General features: G+C 73.2%; 14 protein-coding genes and 1 pseudogene. 2 read left to right on the top strand and 13 right to left on the bottom strand.

Annotation, left to right across the window (positions count from 1 at the left end; all coding sequences use genetic code 11):
- The 6 genes and pseudogenes from ABUW04_RS37610 to cobU all read right to left on the bottom strand — a co-directional run.
- Positions 1-775 (bottom strand): biotin/lipoyl-containing protein (locus tag ABUW04_RS37610; protein ID WP_380568804.1); only part of this gene is annotated, 775 nt, incomplete at its 3' end.
- A gap of 56 nt (positions 776-831) precedes the next feature.
- On the bottom strand, positions 832-2,220 hold the full coding sequence (gene lpdA, locus ABUW04_RS37605; protein WP_030248562.1) for a dihydrolipoyl dehydrogenase: 1,389 nt from the start codon (positions 2,218-2,220) through the stop codon (positions 832-834).
- Positions 2,221-2,503: 283 nt separating this feature from the next.
- The gene (locus ABUW04_RS37600; RefSeq protein WP_380568803.1) at positions 2,504-4,012 is read right to left on the bottom strand and encodes a leucyl aminopeptidase; all 1,509 of its coding nucleotides are present in this window, start codon (positions 4,010-4,012) and stop codon (positions 2,504-2,506) included.
- Between the two features lie 226 nt (positions 4,013-4,238).
- Entirely contained in the window at positions 4,239-5,033 is a 795-nt protein-coding gene (locus ABUW04_RS37595) for an adenosylcobinamide-GDP ribazoletransferase (RefSeq protein ID WP_380568802.1), read from the bottom strand.
- Positions 5,030-6,196, bottom strand: coding sequence for a nicotinate-nucleotide--dimethylbenzimidazole phosphoribosyltransferase (cobT, locus tag ABUW04_RS37590; RefSeq protein WP_380568801.1), 1,167 nt, complete (start codon positions 6,194-6,196; stop codon positions 5,030-5,032). The genes ABUW04_RS37595 and cobT overlap by 4 nt, the downstream gene beginning before the upstream one ends.
- Before the next feature lie 26 nt (positions 6,197-6,222).
- Positions 6,223-6,771: pseudogene (gene cobU / locus ABUW04_RS37585) on the bottom strand (bifunctional adenosylcobinamide kinase/adenosylcobinamide-phosphate guanylyltransferase); the annotation flags it as partial.
- 189 nt (positions 6,772-6,960) lie between these two features.
- Here cobU and ABUW04_RS37580 point away from each other — a divergent pair.
- Together ABUW04_RS37580 and ABUW04_RS37575 are read left to right on the top strand one after the other, a co-directional pair.
- Positions 6,961-7,302 carry an Ig-like domain-containing protein gene (locus tag ABUW04_RS37580; RefSeq protein WP_380568799.1) on the top strand — a complete coding sequence of 114 codons (342 nt, stop codon included), beginning with the start codon at positions 6,961-6,963 and terminating at the stop codon, positions 7,300-7,302.
- A 53-nt stretch (positions 7,303-7,355) separates the two neighbouring features.
- A complete protein-coding gene (locus tag ABUW04_RS37575) occupies positions 7,356-7,559 on the top strand; it encodes a hypothetical protein (protein ID WP_030248556.1) in 204 nt (67 codons plus the stop codon).
- Between the two features lie 46 nt (positions 7,560-7,605).
- On the opposite strand, the gene ABUW04_RS37570 is transcribed toward ABUW04_RS37575, so the two are convergent.
- The 7 genes from ABUW04_RS37570 to ABUW04_RS37540 form a co-directional block, all read right to left on the bottom strand.
- Entirely contained in the window at positions 7,606-8,070 is a 465-nt protein-coding gene (locus ABUW04_RS37570; protein ID WP_380568798.1) for a hypothetical protein, read from the bottom strand.
- The gene (locus tag ABUW04_RS37565) at positions 8,067-8,474 is read right to left on the bottom strand and encodes a hypothetical protein (RefSeq protein WP_030248553.1); all 408 of its coding nucleotides are present in this window, start codon (positions 8,472-8,474) and stop codon (positions 8,067-8,069) included. Before ABUW04_RS37565 ends, ABUW04_RS37570 begins: the two co-directional genes overlap by 4 nt.
- Positions 8,471-9,157, bottom strand: a complete 687-nt coding sequence (locus ABUW04_RS37560) for a hypothetical protein (protein ID WP_380568796.1) — start codon at positions 9,155-9,157, stop codon at positions 8,471-8,473. Before ABUW04_RS37560 ends, ABUW04_RS37565 begins: the two co-directional genes overlap by 4 nt.
- Positions 9,154-9,489: a hypothetical protein gene (locus ABUW04_RS37555; RefSeq protein ID WP_380568795.1), complete on the bottom strand. Its 336-nt coding sequence runs from the start codon at positions 9,487-9,489 to the stop codon at positions 9,154-9,156. The genes ABUW04_RS37560 and ABUW04_RS37555 overlap by 4 nt, the downstream gene beginning before the upstream one ends.
- Positions 9,490-9,582: 93 nt before the next feature.
- The gene (locus ABUW04_RS37550; RefSeq protein ID WP_380568793.1) at positions 9,583-10,584 is read right to left on the bottom strand and encodes an aldo/keto reductase family protein; all 1,002 of its coding nucleotides are present in this window, start codon (positions 10,582-10,584) and stop codon (positions 9,583-9,585) included.
- A 23-nt stretch (positions 10,585-10,607) separates the two neighbouring features.
- A complete protein-coding gene (locus ABUW04_RS37545; protein ID WP_030248547.1) occupies positions 10,608-11,357 on the bottom strand; it encodes a class I SAM-dependent methyltransferase in 750 nt (249 codons plus the stop codon).
- Positions 11,358-11,458: 101 nt separating this feature from the next.
- Positions 11,459-12,055: a DUF3043 domain-containing protein gene (locus ABUW04_RS37540; RefSeq protein WP_030248545.1), complete on the bottom strand. Its 597-nt coding sequence runs from the start codon at positions 12,053-12,055 to the stop codon at positions 11,459-11,461.
- Positions 12,056-12,276 lie beyond the last annotated feature (221 nt).

The raw sequence follows: 12,276 nt of genomic DNA, 5'->3' as shown, positions 1-12,276 counted from the left end.
CCGGGGCCGGAGCCGGGGCGGCGGGGGCCGGCGCGGCAGCGACCGGGGCCGGGGCGGCGACCGGGGCGGGCGCGGCGACGGGCGCCGGGGGAGCGACCGGAGCGGCGGGCGCGGGAGCCGCGACCGGGGCCGGGGCGGCCGGAGCAGCCGGGGCGGGGGCCGCGGCACCGGGCGCACCGATGACGGCCAGTTCGGCGCCGACCTCGACGGTCTCGTCCTCGCCGACGGAGATCTTCAGCAGGACGCCGGACACCGGGGCCGGGATCTCGGTGTCGACCTTGTCGGTGGAGACCTCCAGCAGCGGCTCGTCGGCCTCGACGGTGTCGCCCTCGGCCTTGAGCCAGCGGGTGACGGTGCCCTCGGTCACGCTCTCGCCCAGCGCGGGGAGCAGGACCGGGGTGCCGGCGACGGCGGACGGGGCGGCGGGGGCGGCCGGAGCAGCGGCGGGCGCCGGAGCGGCAGCCACCGGGGCCGGGGCAGCCGGAGCCGCGGGGGCCTCGACGGCGGCGGGGGCGGGCGCGGGCGCCGGGGCGCCGGTGCCGTCGTCGATGATCGCCAGCTCGGCGCCGACCTCGACGGTCTCGTCCTCGCCGACCTTGATCGAGGCCAGGATGCCGGACGCGGGCGCCGGGATCTCGGTGTCGACCTTGTCGGTGGAGACCTCGAGCAGCGGCTCGTCGGCCTCGACACGCTCACCCTCGGCCTTGAGCCAGCGGGTGACGGTGCCCTCGGTCACGCTCTCGCCGAGAGCGGGCAGTGTTACTGAGACTGCCATGAGTTCAGGTACTCCTACTTGGTGCGTGCGGATGGATGGCGGCGTAACCGGGGAGGTCAGTCGTGATTGTGCAGGGGCTTCCCGGCGAGCGCCAGGTGTGCCTCGCCGAGAGCCTCGTTCTGGGTCGGGTGCGCGTGGATGAGCTGGGCGACCTCGGACGGCAGCGCCTCCCAGTTGTAGATCAGCTGTGCCTCGCCGACCTGCTCGCCCATCCGCTCGCCGACCATGTGGACGCCGACCACGGCGCCGTCCTTGACCTGGACCAGCTTGATCTCGCCGGCCGTCTTGAGGATCTTGCTCTTGCCGTTGCCGGCCAGGTTGAACTTGGCGGTGACCACCTTGTCGTCGCCGTAGAGCTCCTTGGCCTTGGCCTCGGTGATGCCGACGGAGGCGACCTCGGGGTTGCAGTAGGTCACCCGCGGCACACCGTCGTAGTCGATCGGGACGACCTTGAGGCCGGCCAGCCGCTCCGCGACGAGGATGCCCTCGGCGAAGCCGACGTGCGCCAGCTGCAGGGTCGGCACCAGGTCGCCGACGGCGGAGATGGTGGGGACGTTGGTCCGCATGTACTCGTCGACGAGGACGTAGCCGCGGTCGGTCGCGACGCCCGCCTCCTCGTAGCCGAGGTTCTGCGAGACCGGGCCGCGGCCGACGGCGACGAGCATCAGCTCGGCCTCGACCTGCTTGCCGTTCTCCAGCGAGGCGCGGACACCGGTCTCGGTGTACTCGACGCCGGCGAAGCGGGCGCCCAGTTCGAACTTGATGCCGCGCTTGCGGAAGGCGCGCTCCAGCAGCTTGGAGGAGTTCTCGTCCTCCAGCGGGGCCAGGTGCGGCAGCGCCTCGATGATGGTGACCTCGGCGCCGAAGGACTTCCAGACCGACGCGAACTCGACGCCGATGACGCCGCCGCCGAGCACGATCACGGACTGCGGGACCCGGTCCAGGGTGAGCGCGTGGTCCGAGGAGATGACCCGGTTGCCGTCGATGGCCAGCCCCGGCAGGGACTTCGGCACGGAGCCGGTCGCCAGGACGATGTGGCGGCCGGTGTAGCGCTCGCCGTTGACGTCCACCGAGGTGGGGGAGGAGAGGCGGCCCTCGCCGGTCACGTAGGTGATCTTGCGGCTGGCCACCAGGCCCTGCAGGCCCTTGTAGAGGCCGCTGACGACGCCGTCCTTGTAGGCGTGGACGCCGTTGATGTCGATGCCCTCGAAGCTGGCCTTGACGCCGAAGCCCGCGCTCTCGCGGGTCTGGTCGGCGACCTCGCCGGCGTGCAGCAGCGCCTTGGTGGGGATGCAGCCCTGGTGGAGGCAGGTGCCACCGAGCTTGTTCTTCTCGATGAGGGCGACCTGGAGTCCAAGCTGGGCCGCCCGCAGCGCCGCGGCGTATCCGCCGCTTCCGCCTCCGAGAATGACTACGTCGAAAACGGTGCTGGCGTCGTTCGCCACGTCACGTCCTCCATGCAAAGGGTGCGGATCGTCCCGGTCGGTCGCCGGCCGGGGAGCGGTTCTCCCTTGTGGGGAGACCAGTCGTGCCGGAAATACATCTTCGCACTTGTTTCCAGTGCTTGATGTCCGGGGCTGCCCTGTGGACGCGGGCGGGGGGCCAAAGGTCCCGCCACGCCACAAACAAGTGTGTGGTTGCGCTCATGGCGAACGCCGGAGCGTCCAGATCCTGTCGACACTGGGTCAACGGAACTGGACGCTCCGGCGTCACGGCGTGCTGGTGGAACTACAGGTCGCCGGCGGCGGTCTCCTCGGCGAGCTGCACCAGGGTGCGCACCGCGGAGCCGGTGCCGCCCTTGGGGATGTAGCCGTACGCGGCGCCCTCGTGGTACGCGGGGCCCGCGATGTCGAGGTGCGCCCAGGGGGTGCCCTCGGTGACGAACTCCTGCAGGAACAGGCCGGCCACCAGCCCGCCGCCCATCCGCTCGCCCATGTTGGCGATGTCGGCGGTCGGCGAGTCCATGCCCTTGCGCAGCTCGGCCGGCAGCGGCATCGGCCAGGACTGCTCGCCGGCGGCGGTCGCGGCGGCGAACACCTTGTCCCGGAAGCCGTCCTGATTGGCCATGATGCCGAAGGTGCGGCTGCCCAGCGCCATCATCATGGCGCCGGTCAGGGTCGCCACGTCGACGATCGCGTCCGGCTTCTCCTCGCCCGCGCGGACGATGGCGTCGGCGAGCACCAGGCGGCCCTCGGCGTCGGTGTTGAGGACCTCGACGGTCTTGCCGCCGTACATCTTCAGCACGTCGCCCGGGCGGGTCGCCGAGCCCGAGGGCATGTTCTCGGCCAGCGCCAGCCAGCCGGTGACATTGACCTGCAGGCCCAGGCGGGCGGCGGAGACCACGGCGGCGAACACGGCGGCGGCGCCGGACATGTCGCACTTCATGGTCTCGTTGTGGCCGGCCGGCTTGAGCGAGATGCCGCCCGAGTCGTAGGTGATGCCCTTGCCGACGAAGGCGAGGGTCTGCTTGGCCTTGGGGTGCGTGTAGGCGACCTTGACCAGGCGCGGCGGACGGGCCGAGCCGACGCCGACGCCGAGGATGCCGCCGAAGCCGCCCTTGGCGAGCGCCTTCTCGTCCAGGACCTCGACCTTGAGGCCGTGCTCCTTGCCGGCGGCGGTGACGATGTCGGCGAAGGACTTGGGGAACAGGTCGTTCGGCGGGGTGTTGATCAGGTCACGGGTGCGGTTCATCTCCTCGGCGAGCACGGTGGCGCGCTCGACGGCGGCCTTGGCCGCCTTGTCGCGCTTGCCGCCGACCAGGGAGATCTCGCCGAGCGGCGCCTTGCCGGCGGCCTTGGCCTCGTCGCCGCGGAAGGCGGTGAAGGCGTAGGCACCGAGGAGCGCTCCCAGGGCAACGGCTTCGACCGAGGCCGCGTCGCCGGACGGCAGCGCGAAGGCGGCCTTCTTGGAGCCGTGCAGGGTGCGGGCGGCGGTGCCCGCGGCGCGGCGCAGCGCCTCGGCGTCAAAACCGCCGTCCTCGGCGGCCTCGCCCAGGCCCACGGCCAGGACCAGCGGAGCCTTGACGCCGGCGGGGGCGGGGAGCTTCACGGCCTCACCCTCGGCGCCGGTGGCGCCCAGGGTGCCGAGAACGTCGGCCAGCTTGCCGTCGAACGCCTCGTCGACCGTCTCGGCGCCCGGGGCCAGCACGAGGCCCTTGGGACCCTTGGCCACGGCCACGACGACGGCGTCCGCGCGCAGCGCGTTGGCCGCGGAGGTGCTCAGAGACACTGAAGTCACGTAATGCGTCCTGTTCTGTATGCGGTCCTCGGCACGCGGTCCATGCGTCAGGAGTGCTGAGGAGGGCGAGGGTGAGGGTTGCTGGTTGTCCAGACCGCGAGCGGCCTGTCCAGCATGGTAGTCCGCATGGTGGAATGTTGTGCCCCTCATGCCGAGGTCCGTCACCCCGGCTTGTGGTGACAGCATCTCAGACCGGCTCCGTGCGGTTCGGCCCGGTGTCGCCGCGTCAGGCTGCGGCGAACAGGCACCACACCACCAGCGCGGCGGTGGTCGCCGTCTCCACCATGGCACCCAGGACGTCACCGGTGATGCCGCCGAAGCGGCGGACGCAGTGCGCAAGGAGCAGCGCGGCGCAGCCGAGACCGCAGGCCAGGGCGAGCAGCGCGCCCACCGCCAGGCGCAGCCCGGCCGTCCCCGCGCCGCCCGCCGCCCAGCCGCCGCCGGCCGCCGCCGCCACCAGGAGCACCCCTGTGACCAGCGCGGATCGGGGGAGCACGGTGCCGGCGACGGTCGCGCCCAGGCCGTCCGGGCGGGCCGAGGGGGTGCCGTCCAGACAGCCCCTGAGCAGGCTCGCCCGACCGGTCGCGGCGGCCAGCACCACCCCGAACGCCCCCAGTCGGGCGGACCCGCCGAACGCCTGGGCGAGTGCCGCCACCTGGGTGAACAGGGCCAGTACCAGCACCACCACCCCGAAGGGGCCGATGTCGGAGGCCTTCATGATCCGCAGCGCGTCGGCGGCGGGCTTGTTGCTGCCGAGGCCGTCGGCGACGTCGGCGAGGCCGTCCAGGTGCAGGCCCCGGGTGAGGGCCGCGAGCGCGGCCACGCAGGCGACGGCGCCCAGCAGCGGGCCGCCGTCCAGCAGTCGCAGCCCGCCGCCGAGCAGCGCGGCCAGCCCGCCCAGCACCACGCCGACCAGCGGCGCCCACAGCATGGCCCGCCCGGCCGTCGGCCGGTCCCACCGGTCCACCCGCACCGGCAGCACCGAGAGGGTGCCGAAGGCGAAGCGCAGGCCGTCGGTCACACCGCGGCCTCGTCCTGGTCCGCCGGCTCGGCCGGAGCGGTCTCCTCGGTCGCACCGGTCTCCTGGGCCGCATCCGTCGGCTCCGCCGCAGCCGCCGAATCCGCCGCCTCGGCCGCCTCCACCGGCGCCAGCGGGAGTTCCGCCAGCAGCACCGAGGCGGCCTGCAGCACCGGCAGCGCCATCAGCGCGCCGAGGCCCTCGCCGAGGGCGACCCGCTGCTCCAGCATGGGTTCGACGCTCATCCGCTCGTAGGCCTTGGTCTGGGCCGGCTCCCCGGTGGCCTGCCCGGCCCGCCACCACTCGGGCGCGCGGAACGCGATCCGCTGCGCCACCAGCGCGCAGGCCGCGGACACCACGCCGTCCAGCACCACCGGGGTGCGCCGCAGCGCCGACTGCAGCAGGAAGCCGGTCATCGCGGCGAAGTCCGCGCCGCCGGTCGCCGCCAGCAGGTCCAACTGGTCGCCCAGGACCGGACGGGCCCGGCGCAGCGCGTCGCGGATCGCCGCGCACTTCACCATCCAGACCCGGTCGTCGATGCCGGAGCCGCGCCCGGTCACCGCGGCGGCGTCGGTCCCGCACAGCGCGCCGACCAGGACCGAGGCCACCGTGGTGGAGCCGACGCCGATGTCGCCCAGCAGCACCAGGTCGGTGCCCGCGTCGGCCTCCTCGTCGGCGACGGCCATCCCGGCCCGGAACGCGGCCTCGGCCTGCTCCCGGGTCAGCGCGTCCTCGATGTCGATCCGCCCGGAACCGCGGCGGACCCGGTGCCGGACCACCTCGGCCGGGAACTCCTCCGGGTCGGCGTCCACGGCCATGTCCACCACCCGCACCTGGGCGCCGTACTGCTCGGCCAGCAGGCTGACCGGCGCGGTGCCGTCCAGCACCGCCCGCACCCGGCGGGCGGTGCTGCCAGCCGGCAGTGCCGAGACGCCCAGCGCGGCCACCCCGTGGTCGGCGGCGAACAGCACCGCCTTGGCCCGGCGCACGGGGGCCGGCGGGCAGGTGGCCTGTACGGCGGCCAGCCAGCCGCCCAGCTCCTGCAGGGTTCCCAGCGAGCGGCGCGGTAGGCCGAGCGCGCCGTAGCGCTCCTCGGCCGCCTGCCGGTACTCGTCGTCGGGGCGCGCCACCAGCGCGGAGAACTCGTCGAGGTCGAAGGTACTCACCGGCGGAACGTTACCGTTCCGGTGGGTCAGGACGCAGGGCCCAGTCGTAGGGTCCTACCGGCGACGACCAGCAGGACCTCATCGGAGGCCGCGGCGACCGCGGCGTTCAGCCGTCCCAGCTCGTCCCGGAAGCGCCGCCCGGACGCGGTCGCGGGCACCACCCCGCTGCCGACCTCGTTGCTGACCGCGACCACCCGGCGCGGTGAGGAGCGCCAGGCGGCGACCAGCCCGGCGGTGCGGGACCGCAGTTCGGCCTCGCCGCCGGCCGCCCAGACCGCGTCGTCCCAGGCGCCGCAGTCGTCCATGGCGGCGGTCAGCCACAGCGACAGGCAGTCCACCAGCAGCGGCGCGCTCTGACGCACCGCCAGCAGCGGTTCCAGGTCGCAGGTCTCGGCGGTCCGCCAGGAGGCGGGGCGCCGCTCCCGGTGCAGCGCCACCCGCTGGGCCCACTCGGCGTCCCCGTCCCTGAGGCCCCCGGTGGCGACGTAGAGCACGTCCTGACGGTCGCTCAGCATCCGCTCGGCGGTGACCGACTTCCCGGAACGCGCGCCGCCGAGGACCAGGGTGCGCCGGGGGGCTGCGGCGGCCGGACCGAACTCGATCCCGATCCGCCGGCGGCCGTCCTGCTTACGTTCCGCGTAGATCCGCACAAACCCGCCCCTTGCTCTGGACTCCAGGTGTGACCAGCGTAAACACCCGATTTGGCGCTCTGTCGACCAGCTGCCATGTTGGTGTTCCGGAGCACCCGTCGGAAGGGGACCAGCATGAACGTCCGCAGGATCGCTTCGCCGGCCCGGGACCGCGCCGACGCGGTGTCGGGGGTGCCGACCGTGATCGACCTCTACACCGGCAGCCTGCCGACCGAGCGGGCGCTGGTGGCACCGACCTCCGCCCCGCTGCACGGGCGGGCCGTCATCAGCGACGAGGGGACCGCCACCTACACCTCGGTCCCCGGCTTCACCGGCAGCGACTCGTTCGGCTACCGCTTCACCGACGAGCGCGGCCGCAGCTCCCGGGTCACCGTCGCGGTCCAGGTCGCACCGGATGCAGAACCCGAGGACGCCGAACCCGGCGACGGAGACACCGCACTGGCTTACGCGGCCTGAGGTACTGGGTAACCTGCGCAGGAACGAGATGTCCCGGCGGAAGGAGCCCCAGCATGGTGTGGACGTGGCGTTTCGAGAAGGCCGACGGTTCGGTGACGGCCTCGGCCAACGGCACCGAGGAGTTCCCCACCCAGGGCGACGCCGAGTCGTGGATCGGCGAGAGCTACAAGGACCTGCTCGCCGAGGGGATCGACCAGGCGGTGCTGTTGGAGGACGGCGAGAAGATCTACGGCCCGATGAGCCTGCACCCGTCCTGACCTCGCACTCCCCGCGTCACCGTGTCCGCCACCGGCCCGCCCGGGCTCAGGCGGACACGGTGACGTCGAAGGTCTCGGTGTAGCGGCAGGCGGAGACCTGCGTGCCGCAGGCCAGGTTCCAGACGATGTGCGTGGTCCCGGGTTCGACCGCCCGGTAGACCTGCACGTAGGTGGACGAGCCGCCGACAGTGCCCTTGGGCGGGGTCCGCACCGTGATCGAGTCCCCCTGCTGCACCACGGCGGCGTCCTCGGCGGTCCCGGGGCTCCACCGCTCCGGGTAGTCCGGCACGGTGTAGCGGACCCCGAAGCTCTGCCCCGGTCGCAGCGCGACCTCGACGGCGGGGAACGCGATGGGCGCGGTGGCACCGGGCGCCGGGAACGCCGGCATGTCGAGCACGGTGGCGGGCAGGGAGGGCCCCGAGCCGTGCAGAGCCACGGCGGTGACCGCCCCGGCACCGGCCAGCAGCAGTACGCCGACCACGCTCCACAGCACCGTCCTGCGCCGGGTCACCGGGCCCCGCCCCGGTACAGCCGCAGCCGGGCCGCGAGCAGCATGGACACCGTGGTCAGCCAGCGGGCGAAGAGGTCGTCGGTGGTGACGTCTCCGCTGACCGGCTCCGCCGCCGCCAGCCACTGCCGGGCCAGCGCCGTTCCGGCCGGGCCGACCAGGGGCTCGGGCAGCGCGGCGGCGCTGCTCACCCCGGCGGCGCGGACGTAGCGGGCCAGGAAGGCCAGCCCCAGCGGGTCCACGCCGATCTCCTCGGCCCGGTGCGAGGCGGCGACGGCGGTCTGGTCGAACAGCGCCCGCTGCGCCGCACCGCCGGCGGCGAGGCCGCGGGTGATGCCGGCCGGGACGTCCAGGTCCATCAGATCCGCGTCGTAGCGAACGTTCCGGGGTCGGTCCTGCTCGTTCACTGTTTCGGGATCTCCACGTGGAAGGGGGTGTTCATGGTGGTGCCGGTGATCGAGCCGACGTTCCCGTTGACGTAGTCCGAGGTCGAGATCCAGGAGGTGGAGCCCCAGGGGTTGTAGACCTCCAGCTGGTCGCCGCTGGCTCCGATGATCATGACCTGGTGGCCCTCCCACTTGGTCGAGCCGTCGGGCTGCTTGACGTCCCCGCCGATGTCCATCGGCACCGCGGCCTGCTTGGCCGCGTCGAACTGCGACATCGGCTGCTGCTGAGCGGCCGTCAGTTCGGCCGTGCCGGAACGGTCCAGGGTCTGCGCGGCGGACAGCTCCGCGCTCCACTGCGCCATCGCCGCGGCGGCCTGGCCGAGCACGGTGACGGTGGTGGCGACCTCGGCCGCGACCGAGGCCACCGCCTGCGCGGCGGTCTCGGCGACCGGGCCGGTCCACGCCCGGGGCAGCGCGGAGCTGCTGACGTGGGTCAGGTCCGCCTCCACCACGGCGGCCTGCGCCCCGGCCTTGCGGTAGTCCTCGGCCTGGGCGTCGACGGCGGAGGGCGACCCCGGCGGCCCGGGGACCGCCAGGGCCTGGCCGATGGCCCCGGGGAGCGAGTCGAACATGAAGCGTCCGACCATCGGTGTCGACCGCTGGATCTGCTGCAGCGCGTCCTGCAGGTCGGACAGCGAACTCATCGCAGCCCACCGCCCACGCCGGCGATCGCCCCGGCCACCGCGGCCTCGTTGGTCCGGTAGTTGTCCGAGGTGGCCTGGAGCTTCCGGGTCAGCTCGGCCAGGGCCAGGCTGGTGGTGCTCAGCTCGCCGCCCCAGGCGCTCTCGAACGCGGACCAGGCGGCCGGGACACCGTCCTGCCCCAGCTGGTCGCCTGACGGGGTGTCACCCGAACCGCAGAAGTAGACGATCACCGTGTCGTAGTCGTCGTAGGCCCGGCCGACCTGTCCGGCCACACCGGACAGGTCGGCCGGGTCCACCGAGAACCCGTCACTGCCACCTGGATCAACCCGCATGTCCCCCGCCTCGTGGACCAGTACCTTTCGGCGAGGACACCATAGGCTGCGGGCGCGACCGTTGAGAAGTACGGCCGGTACGTACGGTGCGGGCTACGGACGGGACTTGGGCGCGTTCTCCGCGGTCCTGGCCGGGTCGAACTCGGCGACCGGGGCCAGCACCGCGTCCATCCTCTTGAGCAGCTCGGAGTCCAGCTTCACCCCGGCCGCCCTGACGTTCTCGGTGACCTGCTCGGGGCGGGAGGCGCCGATGATCGCCGCGGAGACGTCGGGGTTCTGCAGCACCCAGGCGACCGACAGCTGGGCGAGCGAGAGCCCGGCCTCGTCCGCCAGCGGGCGGAGCTGCTGCACCCGCTCCAGCACCTCGTCCCTGAGGTAGCGGGCGACGAACTGGGAGCCGTTCTCGTCGGTGGCCCGCGAACCGTCCGGGACCGGCTGCCCGGGCAGGTACTTGCCGGTCAGCACGCCCTGGGCGATGGGGGAGAAGACGATCTGACCCAGGCCCAGCTCGGCGCAGGTCGGGACCACCTCGGCCTCGATGACCCGCCAGAGCGCGGAGTACTGCGGCTGGTTGGAGACCAGCGGGATCCGCAGCTCCTGGGCCAGCGCGTGCGCCGCGCGGATCTGCTCAGCGGTCCACTCGGACACGCCGATGTAGTGGGCCTTGCCCGAGTGCACCACGTCGGCGAAGGCCGTCATGGTCTCCTCCAGCGGAGTGCTGGTGTCGTAGCGGTGGGCCTGGTAGAGGTCGACGTAGTCGGTCTGCAGCCGGCGGAGCGAGCCGTTGATCGACTCCATGATGTGCTTGCGGCCCAGGCCCCGGTCGTTGCGGCCCGGACCGGTCGGCCAGTAGACCTTGGTGAGGATCTCCAGACCCTCGCGCCGCTCGCCCTTGAGCGCCCGGCCGAGGACGGCCTCGGCCCGGGTCCCGGCGTAGACGTCGGCGGTGTCGAAGGTGGTGATCCCGGTGTCCAGGGCGGCCCGGACGCAGGCGACGGCCGCGTCCTCCTCCACCTGGGAACCGTGGGTGAGCCAGTTGCCGTAGGCGATCTCACTGATGATCAGGCCGCTGCGGCCCAGATGACGAAACTCCATGCGGCAGACCCTACCCCCGGTGATCAACCGGGGCGGGTGCCCACCAGATGGAGCAACGCGGCCACGGCGCGGTAGGGGTCGGTGCGACCGGCCCGCTCCTCGGCGTCCAGCAGCTGCGCCAGCTGCCGCCCGTCCACCGGCGGGCCGACGTGGTCGGGCGTCTGGTCGGTGAACACCCGCACCCCGTACCAGCGGCGCAGCGGGACCACGATCTCGGACAGGGTCCGGGTCAGCGGCTCAAGACGGTCGGCGCGGGTGGGCAGGCCCAGCCGGTTGGTGTAGCGGTCGGTGCCGAAGGCCTCGATCGCCCCGCCCCAGTCCCCGGCGCAGCCGGGGCGCATGGCCAGCGCGTCGCCGTTGCGGACCACCACCGAGAGCATGCCGCCAGGGGCGAGCACCCGGGCCAGCGAGGCCAGCATCGGCTCCGCCTCGGGCATGTACATCAGCACCCCGTGGCAGAGCACCACGTCGAAGGTGCCGGGGCCGAACCAGCGACCGCAGTCGCCGCCCTCGCCGGTCAGCAGGCTGATCCGCTGCTGCACCTGCTGGGGCTCGGCGCCGATGGCGCCCTGGGCCGCCCCCAGCGTCACCGGGTCCGGGTCGAGTCCGGTGACCAGGTGCCCGGCCCGGGCCAGCCGGACCACCTGGGTGGCCTGACCGCAGCCGACGTCCAGCACCCGCAGCGGACGGGCCTCGGCGGCGCCGTTGCCGTGGAAGAAGTGCTCGGTGATCTGCTCGGCCAGCTGCCTGGCGACCAGTTCCTGACGCACGATGTTCCGCAGCCCCGACAGACCCGCCAGCCAGGCGTCGGCGCCGCCGTCGAATCCCGCCTGGCGCTGCTCCGGCAGCCGACCCCGGTGGGCATAGGCCTCGATCAGGGCTTCTGCCCTCGCTTGACCTGGGGCTTGGGCAGGCGCAGCCGGCGCATCTGCAGGGTGCGCATCAGCGCGTACGCCACCGCGCCCTTGGTGTTCTTGTCCGGGAAGCGCTGGGCCAGCTGCTTGCGCAGGCCGAAGGACAGGATGAAGGAGTGCACCACGATCAGCGCGATGATCACGACCCAGAGCACCAGTGAGATCGCGGTCAGCGCGGGGCTGCGCATCACACTGAGCAGCAGGATGATCACGGCGAACGGCAGGAACCACTCGGCCGCCGTCATCCGGGAGTCCACGTAGTCGCGGGCGAAGCGCCGCACCGGGCCCTTGTCGCGGGGCGGCAGCGCCGACTCGTCGCCGTTCAGCAGCGCGGCGCGCTGCCGCTCGCGGGCGGAGCGGTCGCGGCTGCGGGCGTCCTTGGCGGCCTCCTTGCGGTCCTTGGGCACGTACGCGCGACCGCGGCGGTTGGCCTCGGCCTCACTGCGCTTGGGCGTGGGGCGGCCCTTGGGCGCTTGCGCGGCGGGGCGGTCGGCGGAGTCAGGCTTCTCGAGCGTGACGGCGTCGGCGGGGGCATCCTGGGAGCTTCGTCGGAACACACGGCAAGAGTACGTGGTCAGCAGGTGTAATCCCTAGCCCTGGTGGGCAACCGGCTGCCTCGGCCGCCCCGGTGCCGCCTCCGGGGCCCTGCTCCTGCCTGTGGTCGAGGCGACACCTGGAGGTATCCCTCGCACGGATGACGCCGCTGCGGTGTTGCTGTAGCACTCTTGTTGCAGGCCGGTGCGCTGCGGTGAACGCCCCGCGCCCCGTAGTCTTGGGT

It is taken from the genome of Streptacidiphilus jeojiensis, assembly GCF_042510965.1.
Taxonomy (GTDB): Bacteria; Actinomycetota; Actinomycetes; order Streptomycetales; family Streptomycetaceae; genus Streptacidiphilus; species Streptacidiphilus jeojiensis.
Note: the sequence above shows the minus strand (reverse complement) of the source record. Positions and strands in the feature narration are given on the sequence as shown.